General features: G+C 60.5%; 28 protein-coding genes. 12 read left to right on the top strand and 16 right to left on the bottom strand.

Going from position 1 to position 22,458, the window contains the following annotated elements; translation table 11 throughout:
• The first annotated feature begins 12 nt into the window (after positions 1-12).
• Entirely contained in the window at positions 13-159 is a 147-nt protein-coding gene (locus NMA58_RS05475) for a hypothetical protein (protein ID WP_434712637.1), read from the top strand.
• 141 nt (positions 160-300) lie between these two features.
• On the opposite strand, the gene NMA58_RS05470 is transcribed toward NMA58_RS05475, so the two are convergent.
• On the bottom strand, positions 301-1,065 hold the full coding sequence (locus tag NMA58_RS05470; protein ID WP_434712636.1) for an SOS response-associated peptidase: 765 nt from the start codon (positions 1,063-1,065) through the stop codon (positions 301-303).
• 64 nt (positions 1,066-1,129) lie between these two features.
• A complete protein-coding gene (locus tag NMA58_RS05465) occupies positions 1,130-1,450 on the bottom strand; it encodes a YnfA family protein (protein WP_097598507.1) in 321 nt (106 codons plus the stop codon).
• Positions 1,451-1,633: 183 nt separating this feature from the next.
• On the opposite strand from NMA58_RS05465, the gene NMA58_RS05460 reads away from it, so the two are divergent.
• The 8 genes from NMA58_RS05460 to NMA58_RS05425 all read left to right on the top strand — a co-directional run bounded on the left by NMA58_RS05460 (position 1,634) and on the right by NMA58_RS05425 (position 6,675).
• The gene (locus NMA58_RS05460; RefSeq protein WP_434712635.1) at positions 1,634-2,050 is read left to right on the top strand and encodes an NUDIX hydrolase; all 417 of its coding nucleotides are present in this window, start codon (positions 1,634-1,636) and stop codon (positions 2,048-2,050) included.
• A gap of 58 nt (positions 2,051-2,108) precedes the next feature.
• On the top strand, positions 2,109-2,531 hold the full coding sequence (locus tag NMA58_RS05455; RefSeq protein ID WP_085777606.1) for a TIGR02301 family protein: 423 nt from the start codon (positions 2,109-2,111) through the stop codon (positions 2,529-2,531).
• A 103-nt stretch (positions 2,532-2,634) separates the two neighbouring features.
• Positions 2,635-2,892 carry a hypothetical protein gene (locus NMA58_RS05450; RefSeq protein WP_020920882.1) on the top strand — a complete coding sequence of 86 codons (258 nt, stop codon included), beginning with the start codon at positions 2,635-2,637 and terminating at the stop codon, positions 2,890-2,892.
• Between the two features lie 16 nt (positions 2,893-2,908).
• Positions 2,909-3,664, top strand: a complete 756-nt coding sequence (locus NMA58_RS05445) for a hypothetical protein (RefSeq protein ID WP_097598509.1) — start codon at positions 2,909-2,911, stop codon at positions 3,662-3,664.
• Between the two features lie 96 nt (positions 3,665-3,760).
• On the top strand, positions 3,761-4,606 hold the full coding sequence (locus NMA58_RS05440) for a YgfZ/GcvT domain-containing protein (RefSeq protein WP_434712634.1): 846 nt from the start codon (positions 3,761-3,763) through the stop codon (positions 4,604-4,606).
• Positions 4,607-4,635: 29 nt separating this feature from the next.
• Positions 4,636-5,208, top strand: coding sequence for a hydrolase (locus tag NMA58_RS05435; protein ID WP_434713512.1), 573 nt, complete (start codon positions 4,636-4,638; stop codon positions 5,206-5,208).
• Positions 5,205-5,735, top strand: coding sequence for a tyrosine phosphatase family protein (locus NMA58_RS05430; RefSeq protein ID WP_285192731.1), 531 nt, complete (start codon positions 5,205-5,207; stop codon positions 5,733-5,735). The genes NMA58_RS05435 and NMA58_RS05430 overlap by 4 nt, the downstream gene beginning before the upstream one ends.
• A 58-nt stretch (positions 5,736-5,793) precedes the next feature.
• Positions 5,794-6,675, top strand: a complete 882-nt coding sequence (locus NMA58_RS05425) for a mechanosensitive ion channel family protein (RefSeq protein WP_434712633.1) — start codon at positions 5,794-5,796, stop codon at positions 6,673-6,675.
• Positions 6,676-6,703: 28 nt separating this feature from the next.
• On the opposite strand, the gene NMA58_RS05420 is transcribed toward NMA58_RS05425, so the two are convergent.
• On the bottom strand, positions 6,704-7,219 hold the full coding sequence (locus tag NMA58_RS05420; RefSeq protein WP_183699636.1) for a superoxide dismutase family protein: 516 nt from the start codon (positions 7,217-7,219) through the stop codon (positions 6,704-6,706).
• A 124-nt stretch (positions 7,220-7,343) separates the two neighbouring features.
• Positions 7,344-7,685: a hypothetical protein gene (locus NMA58_RS05415; RefSeq protein WP_085777601.1), complete on the bottom strand. Its 342-nt coding sequence runs from the start codon at positions 7,683-7,685 to the stop codon at positions 7,344-7,346.
• A 423-nt stretch (positions 7,686-8,108) separates the two neighbouring features.
• Here NMA58_RS05415 and NMA58_RS05410 point away from each other — a divergent pair, with 423 nt between their 5' ends.
• From NMA58_RS05410 to NMA58_RS05400, 3 genes are all read left to right on the top strand, one after another.
• Positions 8,109-10,013 (top strand): putative bifunctional diguanylate cyclase/phosphodiesterase, encoded by a 1,905-nt coding sequence (locus NMA58_RS05410; protein ID WP_434712632.1) that lies wholly within the window; start codon positions 8,109-8,111, stop codon positions 10,011-10,013.
• 143 nt (positions 10,014-10,156) lie between these two features.
• A complete protein-coding gene (locus NMA58_RS05405) occupies positions 10,157-10,801 on the top strand; it encodes an HD domain-containing protein (protein ID WP_434712631.1) in 645 nt (214 codons plus the stop codon).
• Between the two features lie 24 nt (positions 10,802-10,825).
• Positions 10,826-11,683, top strand: coding sequence for an MOSC domain-containing protein (locus tag NMA58_RS05400; protein ID WP_434712630.1), 858 nt, complete (start codon positions 10,826-10,828; stop codon positions 11,681-11,683).
• 102 nt (positions 11,684-11,785) lie between these two features.
• Here NMA58_RS05400 and NMA58_RS05395 read toward each other — a convergent pair whose 3' ends face one another.
• The 12 genes from NMA58_RS05395 to rpoZ form a co-directional block, all read right to left on the bottom strand.
• Positions 11,786-12,790, bottom strand: coding sequence for an aldo/keto reductase (locus tag NMA58_RS05395; protein WP_434712629.1), 1,005 nt, complete (start codon positions 12,788-12,790; stop codon positions 11,786-11,788).
• 96 nt (positions 12,791-12,886) lie between these two features.
• A complete protein-coding gene (gene recO / locus NMA58_RS05390; RefSeq protein ID WP_434712628.1) occupies positions 12,887-13,657 on the bottom strand; it encodes a DNA repair protein RecO in 771 nt (256 codons plus the stop codon).
• Positions 13,658-13,796: 139 nt separating this feature from the next.
• Entirely contained in the window at positions 13,797-14,282 is a 486-nt protein-coding gene (locus tag NMA58_RS05385; RefSeq protein WP_183699649.1) for a hypothetical protein, read from the bottom strand.
• Between the two features lie 102 nt (positions 14,283-14,384).
• Complete coding sequence (locus tag NMA58_RS05380; protein ID WP_085777594.1) at positions 14,385-15,137, bottom strand: Crp/Fnr family transcriptional regulator; 753 nt, start codon at positions 15,135-15,137, stop codon at positions 14,385-14,387.
• Between the two features lie 145 nt (positions 15,138-15,282).
• Entirely contained in the window at positions 15,283-16,224 is a 942-nt protein-coding gene (era, locus tag NMA58_RS05375) for a GTPase Era (protein WP_430957805.1), read from the bottom strand.
• A 7-nt stretch (positions 16,225-16,231) separates the two neighbouring features.
• Positions 16,232-16,951 (bottom strand): ribonuclease III, encoded by a 720-nt coding sequence (gene rnc, locus NMA58_RS05370; protein ID WP_085777592.1) that lies wholly within the window; start codon positions 16,949-16,951, stop codon positions 16,232-16,234.
• Entirely contained in the window at positions 16,948-17,691 is a 744-nt protein-coding gene (gene lepB / locus NMA58_RS05365) for a signal peptidase I (RefSeq protein ID WP_064801523.1), read from the bottom strand. The genes rnc and lepB overlap by 4 nt, the downstream gene beginning before the upstream one ends.
• Positions 17,692-17,872: 181 nt before the next feature.
• Positions 17,873-18,277, bottom strand: a complete 405-nt coding sequence (acpS, locus tag NMA58_RS05360; RefSeq protein WP_285192722.1) for a holo-ACP synthase — start codon at positions 18,275-18,277, stop codon at positions 17,873-17,875.
• Positions 18,278-18,314: 37 nt separating this feature from the next.
• Positions 18,315-18,905 (bottom strand): DUF2062 domain-containing protein, encoded by a 591-nt coding sequence (locus NMA58_RS05355; protein ID WP_183699653.1) that lies wholly within the window; start codon positions 18,903-18,905, stop codon positions 18,315-18,317.
• 154 nt (positions 18,906-19,059) lie between these two features.
• Complete coding sequence (locus tag NMA58_RS05350; RefSeq protein ID WP_064706756.1) at positions 19,060-19,209, bottom strand: DUF3563 family protein; 150 nt, start codon at positions 19,207-19,209, stop codon at positions 19,060-19,062.
• Between the two features lie 196 nt (positions 19,210-19,405).
• Positions 19,406-21,640 carry a RelA/SpoT family protein gene (locus NMA58_RS05345; RefSeq protein ID WP_085777589.1) on the bottom strand — a complete coding sequence of 745 codons (2,235 nt, stop codon included), beginning with the start codon at positions 21,638-21,640 and terminating at the stop codon, positions 19,406-19,408.
• A gap of 142 nt (positions 21,641-21,782) precedes the next feature.
• On the bottom strand, positions 21,783-22,187 hold the full coding sequence (gene rpoZ / locus NMA58_RS05340) for a DNA-directed RNA polymerase subunit omega (RefSeq protein ID WP_011424719.1): 405 nt from the start codon (positions 22,185-22,187) through the stop codon (positions 21,783-21,785).
• Between the last annotated feature and the right edge of the window lie 271 nt (positions 22,188-22,458).

The raw sequence follows: 22,458 nt of genomic DNA, 5'->3' as shown, positions 1-22,458 counted from the left end.
AAGGAGAGTATCGTGACTTCGAAGAAGAGCATTACCGGCGAACAACAGGCGGCCAAGCCAGACCTCGCCGCCAACTATCGCCCGGTCGGCTTGAAGGCCGTTGCCGCGGCATCGCTGATGACAAAGAACAAGCCGGACAGCGTCAAGAAATCCGCTTGAGGCGCCGAGCTTCGAACGGCACATCCGCGCTTCACGTTTTGCGGCTGCCGTCATCCCAAGACTGCGGCATGCTTTGTTGACATGCCTCCGGCATTGCGGGTGAGCCGAACAGACCGCGGTACCGGAAGTGCCTACGTCGTTTTAGAAAAAACTCAGCTGGCCGTGATCCGGCCTTTGTTTCGCAGGCGCCTCAGGCGGTCTTTCGACGACAACCGGCTCTTGCAGGTCCGGCCCCATATTGGCAACCTTGTTGACCTTGTCGGAAATCGGGATCGCCTCGAAGAAATCGCCCTGAGCAGGCTGCATCAGGTCGACCACCTCGCGCGGTTCCTGCGTCTTGCAATCGAGCCAGCGCGAGAAGTCCTCCGGTTTGATGACGACAGGCATGCGATCGTGGATCGCGGAGATGTCCGCATTGGCTGACGTCGTCAGGATCGCACCGGTATCGACCTCCGAGCCATCGGCCGAGGACCATGTCTCCATCAGCCCGGCAAAGGCGACGACCCCGCCCCGGCGCGGCCTGATCCAATAGGCCTGCGACTTGCCGCCGCTCTCCTTGGAGGGGCGATGCCATTCGTAAAAACCTGAGGCCGGAATAAGCACGCGGCGATGACGCATCGCCGCTCGAAACGAGGCCTTGCCGATCGCGGTCTCGGCGCGCGCGTTGATCAGCAGCGGGAAATCCCTCGGATCCTTGACCCAACCTGGCGTGAAGCCCCATCGCACGAGAACGGCGCGACGATCGGGCAGATTGCTGCCCCGCTCCCGGCCCTCGCCTGCCATGACCACGAGGATCGGCTGCGTCGGGGCGATGTTGTAGCGCGCCGGGAAGTCCTCGAGATCGAGACCGGAGAAGGAGTCGCGCAGGTCGGCGCTGGAACTTGTCAGGGCGAAACGTCCACACATCGTCCTGTCTTTGCAGCCGGCCCGAGTCCGGTCAAGGCGCGTTGCATGCTTTTGCGTGACGGCTTCAGGCGCGCGGCGCAAAGAGGATGACGCTCGCCCCGGCAAGGCAGATCAGTCCGCCGCCGATATCATAACGATCGGGCACCCGGCCTTCGATCAGCCACAGCCAGGAGAGCGAAGCAAGAATGTAGATGCCGCCATAGGCTGCGAAGGTTCGACCGGCGGCATCGCTCGGCACTAGCGTTAGAAGCCAGGCGAAAAGCGCAAGCGAGATCATGCCCGGCGCCAGCCACCAGATCGGCTTCTCAAGCTTGAGCCACGCCCAGAAGGCGAAGCAGCCGGCGATCTCGAAAACGGCGGCAAACGCGTAAATGATATAGGTCACGCAAAGCCCTTTCGAATATTTTTTGCCTCCTTGTTGCACAGATGTCGTTATTTCGCGAACCGCTGCGCAATTTTTTGGGGCTTGTCTTGGGAGCTATCCCACAGGAAAATCGGGCCGGCCCGCAGCCGCGATCCGCAATCATCGGCCCGTCAGATCGAATAGGCCATCACAGCAAGAGCAGCCATGACCTCCACCGCCAAAGCCGCCTCCTCCGCCATTCTCGAACGCGACGGGCGATTCCTTCTGGTATTGCGACGCAACCCGCCCTCTGCCGACATGTATGCCTTTCCCGGCGGCCGCGCCGAGCCGGGCGAAACGCCGGAGCAGACCGCGCTGCGCGAGTTCCGCGAGGAAACCGGCATCTCGGCGCACGATCCGCGGCTGTTCTCTACCTATGACCTCAAGACGCATGGGCCGGATGGGAGCATCAGGAGCCATTTCTTCCTGTCAGTCTTTTGCGTCGACGCCGACCGGGAAATGGTGGCGGAAGCCGCCGACGATGCGGCGGCGCTCGGCTGGTATACGGTAGAGGAGATCCGGCGACTGCCTGTGCCGCAAAGCGTGCTCGAATGCGCGGAACGGCTGGCGGGCGGTGAATAGAAGTGGAAACTTTCAGACGCGCCTTGTTGCCGTCACGCTCAACGTATCAAGTGGAAGCATGATTCCCGTTCGACGCGTTGTCCTGTCCCTGCTCGTGCTTGCCGGGCCCACCATGGCTCAGGGCAAGAATACGGCGCCTGCGCAGGAGGAGATTGCGCCGCCGGTCGCGGCCGTGCCCGTGCCCTATGACGACAAGCTGGCGCGGCTCGCCGAAGTGCTGGGTTCGGTGCATTATCTGAGAACGCTCTGCAAGGCGGCGGGCGGCGATGAGTGGCGGGAAGGCATGAAGCAGCTGCTCGATTCGGAGACGGGTAACGAGCCGCAGCGCAAGGAAAGGTTGACCGCGGCCTTCAACCGCGGCTATCGCGCCTTCGCCTCCGTCTATACGGATTGCACCCCGGCGGCCATCGTGGCAGAAGAGCGCTACCGTAACGAAGGTGCAACACTCGCCACAGAAATTACTTCGCGCTTTGGAAATTGACATTTAATTAACCTGTTTTCGCATGCGGACGTGTCGTTTTGGGAAAAGGCTGTTAGTGTTATTAACGGTGCAGTAAGACATGAGAAGTTCTGAGGAAAAGACAATGGAAGCAAGCCTCAACGACATCGACGACATGATCGTCCACGAAAAGATGCAGGCGGCTCTGGAGTACCAGAACGAGGCTTGGGCCGACGGCATGGCCGATGGGATCGAGCCGGAGATCATAGCTGATGCCGCCATCGCGCATGCCCTGCGCGAAACCATCCGATTGCACGGGGAAAACAGCGCCGAAGCTCTGCTCGATTCGCTGCGCGACCGTATGCTTGCCGGCGAATTCTCCGCCAACCGCACCCTGCAATAAATATTCAGAGAGTTCGATGCCCATCGGTAAAGAGAAAGTTTCGCGAATTCGGCTCGCGCCGGTGTTGCTTGCGTTCAGCCTTGCCGCCGGCAACGCCTTCCTCGCGCCCTCGGCCTATGCGCTTTCCGAACTCCATAAGATCCCCGGCCAAGCCCCCAACGAGGCGCCGCCCGCACAGGGAAGTGCTGAGGGGCAGAACCAGCCCCAGGGCACCACCCCCGGCGTTCCCATGGCCGAGCCGCTGGTCAACAGCCAGAACAGTGAGGGCGTCGACAAGACGCCGGGCGCCCAGGACGCATCCAAGCCGGTCGAGGTAATTTACGACATCAACAAGGCGCCCGAGCCGGTTCGCAAAATGCGCCAACAGATTGTCGAAGCCGCCGCCTCCGGCGATCTCGAACGGTTGCGACCGCTGATGGGCACCGGCAAAGACCAGACGCAGGTGACGGTGGGTGAAGCAACCGACGACCCGATCGGCACGCTGAAAGATCTCTCCGGCGATCCCGACGGAGATGAAATTCTAGCCATCATGCTCGATATCGTCTCGACCGGTTTCGTTCATGTCGGCCAAGGCACAGCCGACGATATGTATGTCTGGCCCTATTTCGCCGAGAAGGATCTGAAGTCGCTGACACCGCCGGAACGGGTCGAGCTGTTGCGCATCGTGACCGCTGGCGACCTTTCCGACATGCAGGAATTCGGTGGCTATAATTTCTACCGCCTCGGCATTACGCCTGACGGCAAGTGGAAGTTCTTCACAGCGGGCGACTGACGCCGCCTCGCATGCGCCTTCCGCATGTCGCATGACCTTGCGATCCACTCCACGAAGTCATACCTCTGAGCGACGACCAACGCGACAGGTTCCGCCATGCCAGCCGTATTCCTGAAAGACCGCTCACTGCTCTCCGTCGGCGGCGCGGACGCCCAATCCTTCCTGCAGAACCTGATCACCACCGATATTGTTTCGCTTGCGCCCGATGAGGCGCGGCCTGGAGCACTGCTGACGCCGCAGGGGAAGATCCTGTTCGACTTCATGGTCTGGCGGGACTGCAACGGCTACCTGATTGAAACGGATGCGGCCCAGCTCGAAGGGCTGGCGAAGCGGCTGACGATGTACAGGCTGCGGGCCGCCGTTACGCTTACGCCTCAGCCTGAGAATGGCATTACCGTTTGCTGGGGCGAGGATACCGATCGCATCGGAGGTGCCCGAGACAGCCGCTTCGCCAAGGCAGGTGTCCCGCTGCGCCGCCGGGCAGGAAAGCATGGCGATGATGCGCCGTCACTCTATGAGAGCTTGCGTATCCGCCACGGTATCGTCACCTCGGGATCCGACTTTGCCCTGCAGGACGCCTTCCCGCATGACGTGCTGATGGATCTGAACGGCGGCCTCTCCTTCAAGAAAGGCTGCTATGTCGGCCAGGAGGTCGTCTCGCGCATGCAGCACCGCGGCACTGCGCGCCGGCGCGTTGTCACCGTGTCCGCCACTACGGCCTTGCCTTTAGCGGGCACGGAGATCACCGCCGCCGGCAAGCCGGTGGGGACACTCGGTTCGGTCGAGGGCGGCAGCGGGCTTGCGATCGTGCGAATCGACCGCGCCGGTGCTGCAATGGCGGAAGGCACGCCGCTGCTGGCCGGCCAAACGCCGGTTTCTCTCGCCCTGCCGCAATGGTCCGGCCTTGTCTTTCCCACCAGCGCAGACGAGGCCAGCGCGTGACGGCCAAAGCTCCGCGTGCCTGGCAACGCATGCTGTCCGGGCGCAGGCTCGACCTGCTCGACCCCTCGCCGCTCGATGTCGAACTCGCCGATATCGCCCATGGTCTCGCGCGCGTAGCACGCTGGAACGGCCAGACATCGGGCGATCATGCCTTTTCGGTGGCGCAGCACAGCCTCGTCGTCGAAGATATTTTCCGCCGTTTCAACAATGCGCGGCCGGAGGAATGTCTGATGGCGCTGCTCCATGACGCGCCTGAATATGTGATCGGCGACATGATCTCGCCGTTCAAATCCGTGGTCGGTGGCGGCTATAAGGCGGTGGAAATGCGGCTGGAGGCCGCCGTGCACCTGCGCTTCGGCCTGCCGCCTCACCCATCGCGCGATCTCAAGGACCGGATCAAGAAGGCCGACACGATCGCGGCCTATTTCGAGGCGACGGTACTTGCCGGCTTCACGCCCGCCGAGGCGCAGAAATTTTTCGGCCAGCCGCGCGGCATCAGCAAGGAGATGTTGCTGATCGAACCTTTGCCGGCGCTGGAAGCCCAGCGGCTGTTCTGCGAGCGCTTTGCGGCGATCGAGGCCGAGCGGCAGATGGTATCGTGAGCTTGATCGTCGTCTCGCCGCTCTCGCGCATCGCCGAAATGGCGGTGCGCCACAAGGCGCGTGACATGATCAGCCTGATCGCCAAAGAACAGGCCTTTCATCGGCCGGGTGTGATCGCGCCCGATCGTCACCTGACGCTTTCGATGAACGACATCACCTTCAAGGGCACGGGCGGTCTCGTGGCGCCTGACGAAACGCATGTACAGGCGATCATCGAGTTTGCCGCATCGTGGCGGCAGGAGACCCCGCTGCTCATCCATTGCTGGATGGGCGTGTCGCGATCACCGGCCGCGGCACTTATCGCCGCTCTGTCGATCGCGCCGGATCAGGACGAGGAAGAGCTTGTCCGTCGGCTGCGCGCCGCTTCACCTTTCGCAACTCCGAACACCCGGCTGATCGAGATCGGTGACACCTTGCTTAGCCGCGGCGGCCGGCTGGTTGCGGCGGTAAGGGCGATCGGGCGTGGCGCCGATGCGGACGGCAATGCGCCCTTCCTGCTGGCGATCCGGAACCCTGCCTGCGGTTGACGCTGCTGGCGTCTGCTCCATCTTGGCCTCGACCTCGCAATCTCCACAGGGCCAGATCATGGAACAACAAGCAGCCGATGTCCTTCTCGCCACCCGCACGGCACTCAGCCAGGCAAGCGCACTTGCAGTCCAATATTCCTTCTCCATTCTCGGGGCGTTGATTCTGCTCGTCATCGGCTGGACGCTGGCCGGCTTTGTCAGCCGCTGGGCCTATGAGGGCCTGTCACGCATCCATGGCATCGACGAGACACTGGCGCGTTTCTTCACTAATGTGGTGCGTTATGCGCTTCTGATTCTGGTGTTCATCACCGTGCTCGGCCAATTCGGCGTCCAGACCGCCTCGATCATCGCCGCCCTCGGCGCAGCCGGCCTGGCGATCGGGCTGGCGCTGCAAGGGACACTGCAGAATATCGCGGCCGGCATCATGCTCCTGATCCTCAGGCCGTTCCGGGTCGGCGAATATATCGAAACCAGCAGCGTGGCCGGCACGGTGCGAGAGGTCGGATTGTTTGCGACAGAACTCAGAACCGGCGACGGGCTCTATCGGCTGGCGCCAAATTCAACGCTGTGGAACACGCCGATAACCAACTTCAGCCGTGAGCCTACGCGGCAGAACGACTTGAAAATCAACATTTCTCGTGAGGACGACCTCGATCAGGCGATGGAGACGTTGATGGGCATTGCCAAAGGCAACCCAAGGGTGCTGCCGTCACCGGCACCCAGCGTTTTCATCGACGCGCTCGGTGACAGCACGATTTCGCTAACGCTACGCTACTGGGCAAAGACCGGTGACTGGTGGCAGGTCAGCCGCGATATGGTGAAGCGGGTAAAACTTGCCTTTGACGAAAAGGGCGATCCAGCCGCTGTGCGGGACGGTGGAAATTCCGCGCTGGGAAAAAGGTCCAACGGCACGGCGGCGGAAAAGCCAACACGGCAGTGAAACATTGCAGCGCGGGGCGATCGTCGGCCTATTCGACCACGCCGCAAGCAAGTCTTTCCCCGGCGCCACCGGAAGGCTGACTGCGATAATCGTCGGAATTGGCGTGCACCATCAATGCGCGGCCGCGAATGCCATCTTTCTTGCCATCGAGCGTGACCATGCCATCGAAGATCTGAGCTCTGAGCACGCCATCCTGTCCAACATACTGGTTGGGCATGTCGCCGGCATGCGGCCCCTTGGCGGCGAGAATGCCGTGTTCGGCAGAGCCCGGGTTGAAATGACCGCCTGCCGATTCGTAATGGCTTGCCGCGTCGCAGCGGCCGGTTTCGTGAACATGAAAGGCCACCCATTTATTCGCCGGCAGCCCCGATATCTCCACTTCGATTAGAACGCCGCCATTGGCGGCGGCCGTCAATTGGGCCCGACCATTTTCCTTGCCGTCCTCGCCGACGAAATTGGCGACCGCCGTCTGCTTGTCCTGGGCACTTGCCGGCAAGGCAAGGGCCAGCAGGCTCAGGGCGGCGATGATGCGCATGGCTTTCATGGAGATCTCCTTCCGTCCGGATGTCCTTCTGAACGTCTCAGCCCGGAAGGTGTTCCTCTGCGGAGCATCCAACGAGAAAAGCCGACCAACGGGCCGGCTTCAGATCACGTGAACGATGCTATCGTCAGGCGACGGCGTCGAAATCGAACTGCCCGTAGGTGTTGCGGTAGAGATCGTCGGATTGGCTGCCGGTCGCAGACGCGCTCTGCTGCAGCGGATAGGGCACGGCGATGCTGCTTGTCGTGCCGCTGTCGTGGGTATCCATCATCAGCGCAATCAGGCTGCCGGAAAATTTGGGCTGAGTCTCGCTGCCCATGTCTTCCTCCAGGAGTTCCTTGATGATGCCTGGCTTCTCATCGGCGGCACGTTCGCCGCGGCTCAATACGCCGTCGCCGTTTAGATCAAGCCGTGAAAGTGTCGCAAGATACGCATATGACGTGTCTGAAACGGATGTGGTGCGGGTCATACAAACCTCCATTCACCGCCTTTTGCCGGTGGTGTTTGTACGCAATACGAGGTGGGAAATCACTATTGACTCGGTGGTTAAACTGATTTGCGCAGTGCGTCAATAAGTTGTTAACTACTCGTTAACAATGGTTGACAGAAATTAACGGAGCGCGCTCGAACCGGGTTTCCGCCGCTGGCCGCCCCGGTATTCCAGTAATTTCCCAATATGGAAAGCAACCTGTCTGACGACGTGCACCTCTGCTGCACTGCAACCGAATATTAATCCGCCCGCTCCAAAATAGCCATCAGGCATTACCCGTACGTCACTCATAAAAATTGATTTCAATGGTTTCTCTGAGAAAGGTTTTCATGTCCGGTATTTTGAGGCACGTCCATCAGACGCGACGGCTCTTGCTATTGCCGTCAGCCAAGATGCTTTCCCATGAAGGCTGAAGCACTCTTCTGGCGGCAATGCACAGAGGCTGTCATGGCCGACGGATCAATTGACGCGCAGCGTCTGATGGAGCTGGTGATCGCAACCTATCGCGGCCATGAAAGCGACTATGATGCAATCGAGAGAAGTGCGGAAACCCTTCAAAAGGAAAACCAGACGCTGAGAGGGAATATATCGGCGCTCAGTCAAGCGTTCGACGGACAGAAAAAACTCTTCGAGATCGTCCTGAACAACCTGCCGCTCGGCCTCAGCGTTTTCGACGCCGGCCAGCGGCTGACGCTTTACAATATTCGCTTCCCTCAGCTCTTCGGCCTGACGCCGGAAGATATCGCCGCGGGCGCGACGATTGCCGAACTCATCGGCAAAATGCGCGGCAACGAAAGCACCGCCTCCAAAAGCGTCCGGCAGACAGCACGACCTTCCCTCGCCAAGGCAGAAAGCAGCAGCATCCGCCGACGCGAATGGCAGATGCATGATGGCCGCATCATTCAAAGCGTGGTGACCATCCTCTCCGACGGCAGCAGCATCGCCATTCATGCCGATATCACCGAGGATCGAAAGGCCGCCCAGCGCATCACCTATCTCGCCCATCACGATCCCCTGACGGGTCTTCCCAATCGGATGTATTTCCGCGAGCAGGTCGATGCGACGCTCGCCGAGCGCAAGCCGCACGAGCAGATCGCCCTCGTCCATCTCAATCTGGACCGCTTCAAATCGATCAACAACACGATCGGCGTATCGGTCGGCGACAAGATCCTGCAGCAGGTTGCGGAGCGCATCCGAGCTTCGGCTGGATCGGAAAACACGCTGGCGCGCCTCGGTTCGGACGAATTCGCCATCCTGCAGACGGGTAAGCAGCAGCCTAAAAACGTGACGGTGCTGGCCGACCAAATCCGCCGCGCGCTTTCCGAGCCATTCCTGAACGGCGAGAAACAGGTGACGCTCAGCGTCTCCATGGGTATTGCAATCGCTCCTGAGAACGGCGGGGAAACCGATATCCTGCTCAAAAATGCCGGCGTGGCGCTGTCGCATGCCAAGGCGGACGGACGCAAGCGCGAGCGCTTCTTCACCGGCGAAATGGAAGCGCAAATGCAGTTGCGCCATGCGCTGGAGGCAGATCTTCGAGCCGCCGTCGAGAACGGGGAATTCGAGCTGCATTACCAGCCGCTTTACGATCTTGCCGAGCGGCGGATCTGCGGTTTCGAAGCGTTGATCCGCTGGAACCATCCGTTCCGAGGCCGAGTGCCGCCGATGGATTTCATTCCGCTTGCCGAGGAGGTCGGCCTCGTCGTCGATATCGGCCGCTGGGTTTTACGCCAGGCCTGCAGGGATGCGGCCCAATGGCCGGAAAACATCAAGGTCGCAGTCAATGTTTCGGCGATCCAGTTCCGCAGCGGCAACCTGACGCAGGACGTCAGCGAAGCGCTTGCCGCCGCCGGGCTGTCGCCATCGCGGCTCGAACTGGAAATCACCGAGAGCGTGCTGATGGAAAACCTCAGCGAGGTGCTGCCGATCCTGCATGCCCTGAAGGACCGCGACATCCGCATCTCGATGGACGATTTCGGCACCGGATATTCCTCGCTGAGCTATCTCTCCAGCTTTCCCTTCGACAAGATCAAGATCGACAAATCCTTCGTCAACGACATCGTCGACAGCAAGGAAGCGCATGCGATCATGCGCGCGATCATCCTGCTCGGCGATGCGCTCGGCATGCGCGTCACCGTCGAAGGCGTCGAGACGGCGGCCCAGCTGACGCTGCTCGAAAGCGAGGAATGCGACGAGATCCAGGGCTATCACATCAGTCCGCCGCGCCCGGTCCGTGACGTGCCCCATCTTCTCTCCCCGCCGCCGAAGAGCAGCGGCGCGACAGCTTTTCAGACGCTCGAGCGCTGACCTCCCTCGATTGCGACTCGCACGTTGAGCCGCTACAAACCGGCTTCGAGATCTCCGTTTTTCGTAGCGGCGTCTTCCTGTGAAGCTCCCTTTGCTTTCGGCCGGCGCTCCTCGACGTTTTTCTTCCGACAAGAGGTGGCACAATGTTCGAGGCCGAAGCCTTCTCCCCTCATGAAACGCTCGCAGCGGCGCTGATCGCACACGCCGCCGAAGGCGACGACGGCTCACACGATCTTGCCCATATCTTGCGCGTCTTCAGGAACGCCATGCGCATCCATGCGGGAGAAGGCGGAGATGGGCGCATCCTTGCCGCCACCGTGCTGCTGCACGACTGCGTCGCCGTCGAGAAGAACTCACCCTTGCGGGCAAAAGCATCGGCCTTGGCGGCGGAAAAGGCTTCGGTGATCCTTTCCGAACTCGGCTGGAGCGAAGCGGATATCGAAGCCGCGGCCCACGCCATCACCTCTCATAGTTTTTCCGCCGGGGTGGCGCCGCAGACGCTCGAGGCGAAGATCCTGCAGGATGCCGACCGGCTGGACGCGATCGGCATGGTCGGCGTCGCACGCTGCTTCTATATCGGCGGACGAATGGGATCGGGACTCTACGATCCCTTCGACCCCGCGGCAACGAACCGGCCCTTCGACGACAAGCGTTATGCCATTGACCACTTCCAGACGAAGCTGTTCAAACTGGCGGAGGGATTCCAGACCGAGACCGGCCGCCGGATTGCGGCCGCGCGCGACAAGAGCCTGCGCGATTTTCTCGCGGCGTTCATGGATGAAATCTAGAGAACTATATCCAGGGAGAACGGCATGCGCATAAGCGACCTCTTCATATACCCGCTCAAGAGCGCTCGCGCCATTGCGCTGCCCGCCGCCGATATTGGCGCCGAGGGGCTTGCCGGCGACCGGCGGGCGATGATTATCGATTTGAACGGTCACTTCATCACCCAGCGCGAACTGCCGGACCTCGCGCGCATCGAGATCCGTCCGGAACCCGGCGCCTTTCGGCTGCTGATACAGGGAAAGTCTGAGCTAGCGGTGCCTCCGCCTCGGCCTGAAGTCCGCATGGATGTGACCGTATGGAAATCGACCGTCAGCGCCGCGGTCGCCGATCCCGACAGCAACAGGCAGCTTTCCGAATGGCTCGGCCGCGAGGTGCGGCTGGTCTTCTTCGACGGGCAGGCACGGCGGACGGCGAACGCCGAATGGGCCGGCGAAGGCTCGCCCGTCACCTTTACCGACGGATACCAGATCCTGGTGACGACGACGGGCTCACTGAAGGCGCTGAATGCCGATCTCGCCGCGCATGGCGAAGGCAGCGTCGGAATGGAACGTTTCCGTCCGAACATCGTCATAGACATCGATGAGGCATGGCCGGAGGATCGCTGGGCAGCGATCGAAATATCAGGCGTTCGTTTCGATCTCGTCAAACCTTGCTCCCGCTGCATCATGACGACGCAGGACCAGTTGACCGGTTCACGCGAGGGGCCGAACCCGATGCCGGCCATGGGTCGCATCCGCATGTCTGCCGACCGGCGTGTGCCAGGGCCGCTCTTTGGCTGGAACGTCACGCCTCGCGGCAGCGGACGGATCGCCATCGGCGACGAGGTGAAGATCATCGAGGCGCGGCCGGAGGGCTGGGCGATGAAGGTTCGCGCACGAGAGTAGGTTGAATTGCGGAAGGGCTGAGGGCGCTTTGTCCCTTATACATCGCAACATTCTCCCTCATTGCTGTGACAGGCACAGGAATGAGGGAGCGTGGGGAGAGTTTCACCGTCTCTCACCCATGCCGAGTGCGGCGTCGATAGCCGCCATGACGTCAGCCGACAGCGGTCCCTTTTCCAGTGCGCCGGCATTTTCCTCCACTTGGCTGATGGTGCGGAAGCCCGGAATGGGGAAAGTGCGCGGCGACCTCGCCAGGAGCCAGGCGAGAGCCCCCTGTGTCAGCGTGCGGCCGCCTGACGTCAGGAGATCGCGGACGGCATCGAGCCTTGCGGCAAATTCCGGAGCCATGCGCCCGTCCTTGAAATAGACCATCCAGGGGAGTGCCGCGCCGCGGACATCCTTGGCGCCCACTACCTTGTCGGAGGTGAACTTGCCGGTGAGCAGCCCCATGGCCAGCGGACCGCGATTGATGGAAATCAGGCCCTTCCCTTCGATCACAGCGATCATCTCCGGCACCGGATCGAAGACGTTCATCGTATGCTGGACCGAGACAAAGCCGGCGCGGCCGGCATGGCGGGCGGCGCGATCGGGAAAATCGGTGCTCCAGCCGAATGCGTCGATCTTGCCTTCGGCTCGCAGCGCCTCCAGCGTATCGAAGACAGCATCCGACTGTTCCAGCGGAAAATCATTGATGTGAAACTGTAGCAGATCAAGGCGATCGCGCTTGAGACGGCGCAGCGATGTCTCAACCGAGCTGCGAATGAACGCCTCATCGGCGAAGGCGCCAATTGCCTGCTTCGTCTCCGGATCGGTCGCGAAGCCGAATTTGGTGGCGACGATGATGCCGTCACGATTGCCGACCGCCCGGCCGAGCACCTCTTCCGAGTGGCCGGCGCCGTAGTTCGAGGCAGTATCGAAGAAGCGGACGCCGAGCGCGATGGCGCGATCGATCGCTTCGACGGATTCATTGTCGTCGACTTCGCCCCAACCAAGCGGCGTGTCACCAGCGAAGAAAGGGCCGCCGATTGCCCAGCACCCCATGCCGAGGCGCGGGATTTCGCGACCGTTCCAGAGCGTGATCGTCGTCGGTGATGCGGTCTTGGTCAGCATGGAATCCTCCTTGATTGGCAATCAAGAGATAGGAGCCACCGATCAGCGGGTAAACCGCCAAATCCGGAGGATATTTTGCAGCAGTAAAAAATCAGGTCAGGCGGGGACGCCGTTCGGATCGGAAAGCGTCCGCGAGGCTGGATCAAGCGCCCTGAGCGCGGCCCGCACGAAACCGTCACGGGCTGCCGCAGCCTCGATGCCGCGCGGCTCGTAAACATGGCGATGCAGGAAGAACCCGGTCAGACGGAACGCGGCAGCAAGGCTGTCGAAGTCCGCCGCGTGATTGCCTTCGACACCGAGGAAGGGCGGCAGGACCAGCATCTTGTCGGCCCACGGCGCCCCGGCGCTACGGCTCACGGCGCGGCCGGACTTCGGCGAGACATAGACGAGATCAGAGCGGGCGCCGGTCGCCGCGCATTCGGCAAGATCGAGCCCGAAGCCGAGATCGTTCAGCACCGCCAGCTCGAAACGTACGAAAAGCTCACCGGCATCGGCCGGGTTGTGCAGATGATCGAGGATCACCTCCAGCGCGTCGAAGAGATGCGGATGCGGGTCTCGCTCCGGCAGCAGCCGCAGCAGAGCGCCCATCGCCTGGACCCCGTAGACGGCGGTCGCCGTTTCCATCAGACGGGCGGCGCGCAGCGTCACAGGCTCGACGCGGAATTCGCCGAGATGTTCGTCGAGCCGGGCGCGCCAGACGACCTCGACGGCATTGCCCGCCTGCAGCACCGGCTGCATGGCGCGCGAACGGCCGGAACGCACCAGGCCGAGGTGACGGCCGCGACCACGCGTCATAACCTCGGCGATGACGCTCGTCTCGCCGTGGCGTTTGACACCCAGAATGATTGCCTGGTCCTGCCACTGCATAAGAAGTTCCTGCGACCGATTACCTTATCGTAGCGCATAAATCGGGAAACCGGAATCGATTTCCCGAAGGATTGCCCGCAGTTTCAAAGTGATAGCATCAGGCGCTCTCAAGCAGATCCCGCGTCCGTCACGGACTACGTTAGGCCGCAGCCGGCAGAAGCCTCTGCAGGAATTCGCGCATCGCCTTTTCGTCGAACGGCTTCACCAGCAGCGGTATGTGCTGAAGGTCGCACGGGAAGTCACGTATATCGGAATAGCCACTGACAAAACCGAAGGGGATGCCGGCATCGAGAAGATGGCGGGCAAATCCGAAACTCATGCCCTCGCCTAGGTTGACGTCGAGAAGAGCGAAATCATACGTCTCCGCAGCGATGGCGGCTCTTGCCTGATCGAGACTGCCGACAATATCGATGCTCTCGACACCGGCCATGCGCAGGATATCCTCCGCCTCCATCGCGATGATCAGACTGTCCTCGAGAACCAAAACACGGAGTGCGTTCATGCTTCCGCGCCCCTCGTCGGGCGCTTTTCGCAGCGCCCTGGCCCTTTCGCCAACATCATTGCCCTCCGGTGCCCCGCATGGCACGCTATCGGTGAATTGCGCCACCAGTTCTGAATAAACCATTTTTCTGCCCGGTCGATAAGAATCAAAATCGGAGGAAAGATGACGACCGACCTTATTTTCCGAAAAGCTTAACTGCATTTAAAAAAGACATAGGCCATCGGGCTAAATGAAGGGACGCTTGCCCTCTCCAAGTCCTTCCCAACCGGCGATCGCCATTAACTCCTCACCGTTTTGAACTTCGCAGCCGCGTTCCTGCCAGCGGATCAAACCGCGTTCTCCAAGCTTTCTCAGCGTCTTGTTGGTGTGAACGATGGAAAGACCGAGAGTGTCGGCGATGTGCTGTTGAGTGATGGGGATGAATTTGCGGCCGTTGAAGAGATCGAGCTTCCTGCCGCGCTCATACAAGAAAGCGATCAGATAGGCTGCTCTTTCCAATGCAGTGCGACGGCCGATGGAGAGGAGATGCTCATCCAATATTCGTTCTTCGCGCGCGGCAATCCACGTGATGTCGAAGGCGAGCGAAGGATGTTTGTTGTAGAGCGTCATCAGCCGGTCGCGCTCGAAGACGCAAAGGGAAACGGGAGACAGCGCTTCGATGGAATGCTGCATTTCGCCGGCGATCGTTCCCTGAAGACCGATCAGGTCGCCCGGCATGATGTAATTCAGAATCTGGCGGCGCCCGTCCTCCAGCATCTTGTAGCGGAAGCCCCAACCGGACAGCACGGTGAAAAGATGAGCGCTGTGGGCGCCTTCGACAAGAATGGTGGAGCCGGCATCGACGGCAAGCTCGCCGCGTTTGAAACGTGAAACGAATTCCAGCTCGTCTCGGCTGAACTCCCTGAAATGCGGCAGAGGCCGCAATGGACATAATTCGCAAGGGGTCTTGAATGAATGGATGCGTCTCGACGTCGCCATGCCTGCCCCGCGGTCGCGCAAACGACGGCCAGTCTGGCCGCCGTTGACCGAGGAATGCGCAAAGCTCGGATTCGTTCCGCAACGAGACGGATTTTTTCCTAAGAAACAAGGGGCTGGAGGCTTCTCGATAAAATCGTTGCCGTCCTTATTTAGGGAATTCGAGGCCCATTTCGCGGAAGCGCTCGGGGTCATCGCCCCAGTTCTCGCGGACCTTGACGAAGAGGAAGAGATGGACCGGCTGCTCTAATATTTCCGACAATTCCTTGCGGGAGGCAGTCGAGATCGCCTTGATGGTTTCGCCACCTTTGCCGAGGGCGATCTTCTTCTGGCTATCACGCTCGACATAGATCACCTGCTCGATCCGAACCGAGCCATCCTTACGCTCTTCCCACTTTTCCGTTTCGACATGCGAGGAATAGGGAAGCTCCTGGTGCAGGCGCAGGAACAGCTTTTCGCGGGTAATCTCCGCGGCGAGCTGACGCATGGGGAGATCGGAGATCTGGTCTTCCGGATAGTACCACGGCCCCTCCGGCAAGGTGGTGGCCAGATAGTCCATGACATCGTCGCAACCGGAACCGGTTTCGGCCGAGATCATGAAAGTGCGATCGAAAGCAATCTTCTCATTGGCGGCGGCGGCCAGCGCCAGCAGATCCTCGCGGTTGACGCGGTCGATCTTGTTGAGCACCAGGATCTTCGGCTGCTGGACTTCCTTCAGGCCCTCGAGGATGGCTTCGGCGTCGCCGCGCAAACCGCGCTCGCTGTCGATCAGCAGCATGATCAGATCGGCATCCTTGGCGCCGCCCCAGGCAGAAGTCACCATGGCCCGGTCGAGCCGACGGCGCGGCTTGAAGATGCCGGGCGTATCCATGAAGACGATCTGGGCATTGTCATGAATGGCAATGCCGCGGACGATCGCGCGCGTCGTCTGCACCTTGTGACTGACGATCGACACCTTGGCGCCGACGAGGCGGTTCACCAGCGTCGACTTGCCGGCATTAGTCGGCCCGATCAGCGCAACGAAACCCGAATGTGTCGGCCCATTGGCTTTTACGGCAGCTTCGGCCGCGATATCTTCTTCTTGTGTCATTGTCCCGTCAGTTTCCGGCAGACGATTGCTGCCAAATGCCTTCACGCTCGAGCATCTTGGTCGCCGCAACCTGTTCGGCGGCACGCTTCGACCGCTCTACGCCGGTTTCCGGCTTTATGCCAGCAACTTCTACCGTCACCTTGAAGCGCGGATCATGATCCGGTCCGCTGCGTTCATCAACCCGATAGATCGGTGTGACGCCGAATTTCGCGTGTGACCATTCCTGCAGCTCGGTCTTGGCGTCGCGCTTGGCGCCGTCGGCCCTGACCGCCCTGCCCTGCCAATAGCGCAGGATGAACCGGCGGGCGACTTCGAGACCGCCATCGAGATAGATCGCGGCGATCAGGCTCTCGACGACATCGGCGCGCACATTCATCATGCGCTTGCCGGTCAATTTCTTCACATCGGCGCCGGTGCGGATATAAAGGTGGAGATTGAGTTCGTCGGCGACCGCTGCACAGGTTTCGGCGCTGACGAGCTGGTTGAGGCGAACCGAGAGCTCGCCTTCCCCGGCCGTGCCGAAGGTGCGGAACAGAAGCTCGGCGATGCAGAGCCCGAGGACCCTGTCGCCGAGAAACTCCAGCCGTTCGTAGTTGCCGCCCTTTTCGGTACGGGCGCTGGCATGGGTCAGTGCCCGGTCCAGGCGTGCCTTTTCGGCGAAGTCATGGCCGATCAGGCTTTCGAGCTTTGCGCGGTCCGCCGCAGAAAGCGTCTGCGCCTTACTCATTCAACGACCTTGAAAAGGCGGTCCCAGCGCATGTTGGTCGGCCACTTCCAGATTTCGCGGAAAGACGTGTCGTTGCCGAGCGAGAAGAAGATGACGCTGGCGCGACCGACAAGATTTTCAGCCGGCACGAAGCCGACGTCGAAGCGGCTGTCGAGCGAGTTGTCGCGGTTGTCGCCCATCATGAAATAATGGCCTTCCGGCACGATAAACTCACGGGTGTTGTCGCCGCGCGAGACCGGCGACTGGTCGAGCGTGTCGTAAGTCTTGCCGTTATCAAGGGTTTCGCGGAAGACCGGTACGTCCTCGCCCGGATCGAGCTTGTAGTCCGAGGTGAAACTGCCATCCGCCACCTTCGGAACCGGCTTGCCGTTGACGTAGAGGACGCCGTCGGTGACCTGGATATGGTCGCCGGGCAGGCCGATGCAGCGCTTGATATAATCGACATCGGGATTCGGCGGGAAGCGGAAGACGACGATATCGCCGCGCTTCGGATCGGAGCCGAAGATGCGGCCGCTGAAGAGATCAGGCGAGAAGGGCAGCGAATACTTCGAATAGCCGTAAGCGAACTTATTGACGAAGATATAATCGCCGACGAGCAGCGTCGGCATCATTGAACCGGACGGAATGGTAAAGGGCTGGAACAGCACGGTTCTGATCACCATCGCCAAAATCAGCGCCTGAATGATGACCTTGATGTTTTCCCAGAGGGCGTTCGGCTTGGTATCGACTTTTTCGGACACGCAGTCTTATTCCTTCAAGACGCCGTAAAGGCGCAATTCCTTCTGCCGTTCTCTCTAGCGGCTTCGGCCGGTTGCGGCAATGGCGACAACATGAAAAGCGACGAGAGGTCGCGTTGAAACGCTTCTGCGGTCGCTACCAAACGCTCCCGGGGTCGCGTTGAAACGCTCCCCGGGGTCGCCATCATGGCCTTTCGGGCAACGCCTCGATGATAACGAAGGCCTGCGCCAAGGGATAATCATCGGTTATTGTCAAATGAATGGCGGGTCTATGGCCCGCGGGCAGCATCGCTTCCAGGAGCGCGGCGGCGGTACCGGTCAGTTGCATGGTCGGCTTGCCGCTCGGCAGGTTGACGACGCCCATGTCCTTCCAGAAGACGCCCTGGGCTATGCCGGTGCCGAGCGCCTTCGAACAGGCCTCCTTGGCGGCGAAACGCTTGGCATAGGATGCGGCGCGGTTTGCCCGGCGGTCGGAACGGGCGCGCTCGATCTCGGTGAAGCAGCGATGAGTGAAGCGCTCGCCGAAGCGCTCGATCGATTTTTCGACACGACGAATGTCGATCAGATCGCTGCCAATGCCGATGATCATGCCGGAACCTTCCGTCGCTCAAGAATTCTGTACCGGTTCATACGCTCGGCATGTCGCTGGCCGTACCCGCCAGGCGCAGACGTGCCCGCTCCAGCAGTCGCGTGCGGCGGCGGGCCTGAAAACCTTTGACGGTGTAGAACGTCAGCGCATAGAGCGCAACGGCGGTTACGATTCCCGGTGGGATGGCGCCGATCAACATCGGCTCCAGCACGGGCTTCCACAATTCGGTGAAGTTGAGCTTGTGAAAGAGCGCGGCGAGATCCACCGCCTGACCGGCCAGATGATCCTCACGGCTGAGCAGCAGATGGCCGATTTCCCAGGTGATACCCCAGATGAAAGGATAGGTCAGCGGATTGCCGAAGGCCGCGCAGCCGAGAGCCGCGGCCACCATATTGCCGGAGAGGAAATAGGTGATGACGAAAGCCATGACGAAATGCACGCCAATGAACGGCGTCCACGAGACAAAGACGCCGGCGGCAACACCGGCCGCAACCGCATGCGGCGAAGCGCTCAGGCGCAGAATGCGCATTGTCAGGTAACGGATCGGGCGAAGGAAACCTTTTCGGGGCCATAGAAGCTCCCGCATCTTTTCCTTGAAACCCGCAGGCTTGCGACGGCGAAACAACATGGCCGCTATTTAGTGCAGTGCACCGGACCATGACAAGAGCGGCAATGGTACCGCCCGAAACAGCCCCCTTATCTTTCTTGCAAAGGAGCATCTTCATGCCGAGGGGCGCTCATTATACGTAACGTCCCTCACTCGACAAAGTATAAAGGCGGTGTCAGCGATTGCGGAACAGACCGCGATCGACCTGACGCTGACGAAACTCGAGATCGATACGATCCAGCGAGCCGTTCAGATAGGCCATTTCACGTTCCTGCGTCGTCGGCGCGCGAAAGGCGCGAGCGATTTTCCTGATAGGATCAAACATTACCTTGTCTCATCTTCTGTTTACGTTTTCGATGACCAGAAGATAGTCCCGGCAAAGGTTAATTACCACCGCCGCAACATGGACACAGCTATGCGCTCAACGCATTCCTTGCCTTATTGCTGCGCCGTCGCGAGTAGAGACCGATGATAAAATGTGCATTTTGGTCGATCAGCTCCATGGCAGGCCTGACAAAAGCCTACTCATAGAGCCGCCGGACCGTGGCGATGCAATCCAGGTCCTTCATCTGGGCGAGCAACTGGTTGAGCTGCCGCAGGTCCCACACCTCGACTTCGAGCATCATCTCGGTGAAATCGGCTGCCACGCGCACCGTGTTCAGCATGCGAATATTGACGTCGAGCCCGGCCACGGTCTGGGCGACCTTGGCAAGCGTGCCGGGCTCATTCAATGCATTCACCATGATACGCGCCATGAAACGCGATTTGTTGGCCTCGTCGAGATCCCAGCGCACGTCGATCCAGCGATCGGGCTGATCGTCAAAACGCTGCAGGCTCGGCGACTGGATCGGATAGATGGTAATGCCCTTGCTCTGATCCATGATGCCGACGATGCGGTCGCCGGGCACGGCGCCGGTCGAGGCGAACTTGACGTCGACATTGCCGGACAGGCCGCGGATCGGGCCGACATCGACATCGGCATCGAGTTCCGAATGGCCGCCTTCGGCCCCTGTTTTAGCCTTTCCGGGAATCTTGAAGATCATGCCCGCGGCGCTGCGGACGTTGAACCAGCCGTCATCGCCGGAAGGCTTGACGGTGACGCGCTCGTCCTGGTGATCAGGATAGACGGCGCGCAGCACGTCGAGCGAGGACATCTCGCCGCGACCGACGGCGGCGATTGCATCCTCGACATCCTTCTGGCCCAGACGGTGCAGCGCCGGCTTCATCGCCTCGCGCGAGAAAATCTTGCCGGCCCGGTTGAAGGTGCGCTCGAGAATGCGGTGGCCAAGGCCTGCATATTGCTTGCGGATCGCCATGCGGGTGGCGCGGCGGATGGCAGCCCGCGCCTTGCCGGTGACAACGATTTCTTCCCACGCCGCCGGCGGAACCTGCACGCCGGAGCGGATAATCTCGACCTCGTCGCCATTCGCCAGCCGCGTCACCAGCGGCATGATGCGGCCGTTGATCTTGGCGCCCACCGTCGTGTCACCGATATTGGTGTGCACCGCATAGGCGAAATCGATCGGGGTGGCACCACGCGGCAGGGCAATCAGCTTGCCCTTCGGCGTGAAGCAGAAGACCTGATCCTGAAAGAGTTCGAGTTTGGTGTGCTCAAGGAATTCCTCCGGGCTGTCACCCTCGGCGAGCGCCTCGATCGTATGGCGCAGCCAGGAATAGGCATTGGATTCGCGCGAAAGAATGTCGCCATCGGCATTGGTGGCGCCATCCTTGTAGAGCGTGTGGGCGGCGATGCCGAACTCGGCGATTTCGTGCATGCGCTTCGTGCGGATCTGCAACTCGATGCGCTGGCTGGAGGGGCCGACGATGGTGGTGTGGAGCGAACGGTAATCGTTCTGCTTCGGCGTCGAGATATAATCTTTGAACCGGCCGGGCACGACGCGCCAGCGCGTATGGACGATGCCGAGCGCCCGGTAACAGGATGGAATGTCCTCGACGATCAGACGGAAGCCGTAGACATCGGAAAGCTGTTCGAAGGAGAGCGACTTCGACTGCATTTTGCGAAAGACCGAATAGGGCTTCTTCTGCCGGCCCTTGACATAGGCGCTCGTCAGGCCGCTTGCGACCAGCAGGTCGCGCAATTCGGCCTCGATCTTCTTGACGATGCCTTCGTTGCGTTTGGAGAGCTCTTCCAGCCTTTTCGTGACGGTCTCGTAGGCCTCCGGGTTCATGTGCCGGAAGGAAAGCTCCTCGAGTTCCTCGCGCATATCCTGCATGCCCATGCGGCCGGCGAGCGGCGCATAGATTTCCATCGTCTCCTCGGAGATGCGGGCACGCTTGTCGGCCGACATGTGATCGAGGGTACGCATATTGTGCAGGCGGTCGGCGAGCTTGACGAGGAGCACCCGCACGTCATCTGATATGGCGAGCAGCAGCTTGCGCAGGTTCTCCGCCTGCTTGGCCTTCTTGGTGACCAGATCGAGCTTCTTGATCTTCGTCAGCCCCTCGACCAGGCGGCCGATGTCCTCACCGAAGAGTTCGTCGATTTCGGCGCGCGTCGCCGTCGTATCCTCGATCGTGTCGTGCAGAAGGGCGACCGCGATCGTCGATTCATCGAGATGCATATCGGTCAGGATGGCAGCGACCTCGAGCGGATGGGAAATATATGGGTCGCCGCTCGCGCGTTTCTGCTGGCCATGTTTCTGCATGGCGTAAACATAGGCCTTGTTCAGCAGTGCTTCATTGGCATCGGGCTTGTATTGCTGAACCCGCTCCACGAGCTCGTACTGCCGCATCATTCCAAAGCCACTCCGACAAAAATAAAAGCGCGCCAATCAACGATTGGCGCACACATGGGCAATAATATGCCTAAGCAATAAAGGCGCAAGATTGACGATTGGTAATCGTCGCTCTTTTCCGGTTCAGATCCGGTCGAGACGCTTAATAATCGTCGCTCTTTTCCGGCGGCACGAGGCCCTCGATACCGGCAAGCAGCTCTTCTTCCGACATCTGGTCGAAAGTGATCGTCTCCGGCAGGTCATCCTGCTCCTCGCTATCGGCGGCAGCAGCGCCGCCGGCCGCGATCATGCTGGCCGGATCGGGCTCGGGCTCGTCGACTTCGACATGCTTCTGCAGCGAATGGATCAGATCTTCCTTGAGATCATCGGGGGAAAGCGTCTCGTCGGCGATCTCGCGCAGCGCCACGACAGGATTCTTGTCGTTGTCGCGATCGATGGTGATCGAGGCACCCTGGGAAATCAGCCGGGCGCGGTGGCTGGCGAGCAGAACCAGCTCGAAGCGGTTCTCCACCTTGTCGATGCAATCTTCAACTGTGACACGGGCCATTGCCTGTCCTTTACGGTCGTCATTTCGGGATTAGCACGCCCGATACAATTAAAACCGGGCAAATACAAGTTTTTCGTTCCGGCTCTCCTCGTCTTTATCCGGTGCCGAGCTAAATTTCCATGGAGAATGTGACAATTCTACCAAAGGTTGCTTGGAATATGCGGAATCGTGCCCTAAATCTCTCTTATATGAATAGATGGTAAAGTAAGCATCAGATCAAGGATCACAATAAGCCATTGTATTTATTGCAATTTGATGCCCTGCGAATTTC

Origin of the sequence: Rhizobium sp. YTUHZ045 (genome assembly GCF_051124255.1) — a bacterium.
Lineage (GTDB): Bacteria > Pseudomonadota > Alphaproteobacteria > Rhizobiales > Rhizobiaceae > Rhizobium.
This window is presented reverse-complemented; position numbering and strand designations above follow the sequence as displayed.

What these genes read in the sequence shown, in the direction of transcription:
- NMA58_RS05400 (WP_434712630.1), top strand. Translation starts at nt 10,826, where the DNA reads ATGCGCATAAGCGACCTCTTCATATACCCGCTCAAGAGCGCTCGCGCC.
- NMA58_RS05425 (WP_434712633.1), top strand. Translation starts at nt 5,794, where the DNA reads ATGGAACAACAAGCAGCCGATGTCCTTCTCGCCACCCGCACGGCACTC.
- NMA58_RS05410 (WP_434712632.1), top strand. Translation starts at nt 8,109, where the DNA reads ATGAAGGCTGAAGCACTCTTCTGGCGGCAATGCACAGAGGCTGTCATG.
- NMA58_RS05345 (WP_085777589.1), bottom strand. Translation starts at nt 21,640, where the DNA reads ATGATGCGGCAGTACGAGCTCGTGGAGCGGGTTCAGCAATACAAGCCC.
- NMA58_RS05405 (WP_434712631.1), top strand. Translation starts at nt 10,157, where the DNA reads ATGTTCGAGGCCGAAGCCTTCTCCCCTCATGAAACGCTCGCAGCGGCG.
- NMA58_RS05435 (WP_434713512.1), top strand. Translation starts at nt 4,636, where the DNA reads ATGCTGTCCGGGCGCAGGCTCGACCTGCTCGACCCCTCGCCGCTCGAT.
- NMA58_RS05355 (WP_183699653.1), bottom strand. Translation starts at nt 18,905, where the DNA reads ATGTTGTTTCGCCGTCGCAAGCCTGCGGGTTTCAAGGAAAAGATGCGG.
- NMA58_RS05420 (WP_183699636.1), bottom strand. Translation starts at nt 7,219, where the DNA reads ATGAAAGCCATGCGCATCATCGCCGCCCTGAGCCTGCTGGCCCTTGCC.
- rnc (WP_085777592.1), bottom strand. Translation starts at nt 16,951, where the DNA reads ATGAGTAAGGCGCAGACGCTTTCTGCGGCGGACCGCGCAAAGCTCGAA.
- NMA58_RS05415 (WP_085777601.1), bottom strand. Translation starts at nt 7,685, where the DNA reads ATGACCCGCACCACATCCGTTTCAGACACGTCATATGCGTATCTTGCG.
- NMA58_RS05470 (WP_434712636.1), bottom strand. Translation starts at nt 1,065, where the DNA reads ATGTGTGGACGTTTCGCCCTGACAAGTTCCAGCGCCGACCTGCGCGAC.
- NMA58_RS05350 (WP_064706756.1), bottom strand. Translation starts at nt 19,209, where the DNA reads ATGTTTGATCCTATCAGGAAAATCGCTCGCGCCTTTCGCGCGCCGACG.
- NMA58_RS05440 (WP_434712634.1), top strand. Translation starts at nt 3,761, where the DNA reads ATGCCAGCCGTATTCCTGAAAGACCGCTCACTGCTCTCCGTCGGCGGC.
- NMA58_RS05445 (WP_097598509.1), top strand. Translation starts at nt 2,909, where the DNA reads ATGCCCATCGGTAAAGAGAAAGTTTCGCGAATTCGGCTCGCGCCGGTG.
- recO (WP_434712628.1), bottom strand. Translation starts at nt 13,657, where the DNA reads ATGCAGTGGCAGGACCAGGCAATCATTCTGGGTGTCAAACGCCACGGC.
- NMA58_RS05395 (WP_434712629.1), bottom strand. Translation starts at nt 12,790, where the DNA reads ATGCTGACCAAGACCGCATCACCGACGACGATCACGCTCTGGAACGGT.
- NMA58_RS05380 (WP_085777594.1), bottom strand. Translation starts at nt 15,137, where the DNA reads ATGGCGACGTCGAGACGCATCCATTCATTCAAGACCCCTTGCGAATTA.
- NMA58_RS05450 (WP_020920882.1), top strand. Translation starts at nt 2,635, where the DNA reads ATGGAAGCAAGCCTCAACGACATCGACGACATGATCGTCCACGAAAAG.
- NMA58_RS05455 (WP_085777606.1), top strand. Translation starts at nt 2,109, where the DNA reads ATGATTCCCGTTCGACGCGTTGTCCTGTCCCTGCTCGTGCTTGCCGGG.
- rpoZ (WP_011424719.1), bottom strand. Translation starts at nt 22,187, where the DNA reads ATGGCCCGTGTCACAGTTGAAGATTGCATCGACAAGGTGGAGAACCGC.
- era (WP_430957805.1), bottom strand. Translation starts at nt 16,224, where the DNA reads ATGACACAAGAAGAAGATATCGCGGCCGAAGCTGCCGTAAAAGCCAAT.
- NMA58_RS05460 (WP_434712635.1), top strand. Translation starts at nt 1,634, where the DNA reads ATGACCTCCACCGCCAAAGCCGCCTCCTCCGCCATTCTCGAACGCGAC.
- NMA58_RS05385 (WP_183699649.1), bottom strand. Translation starts at nt 14,282, where the DNA reads ATGGTTTATTCAGAACTGGTGGCGCAATTCACCGATAGCGTGCCATGC.
- acpS (WP_285192722.1), bottom strand. Translation starts at nt 18,277, where the DNA reads ATGATCATCGGCATTGGCAGCGATCTGATCGACATTCGTCGTGTCGAA.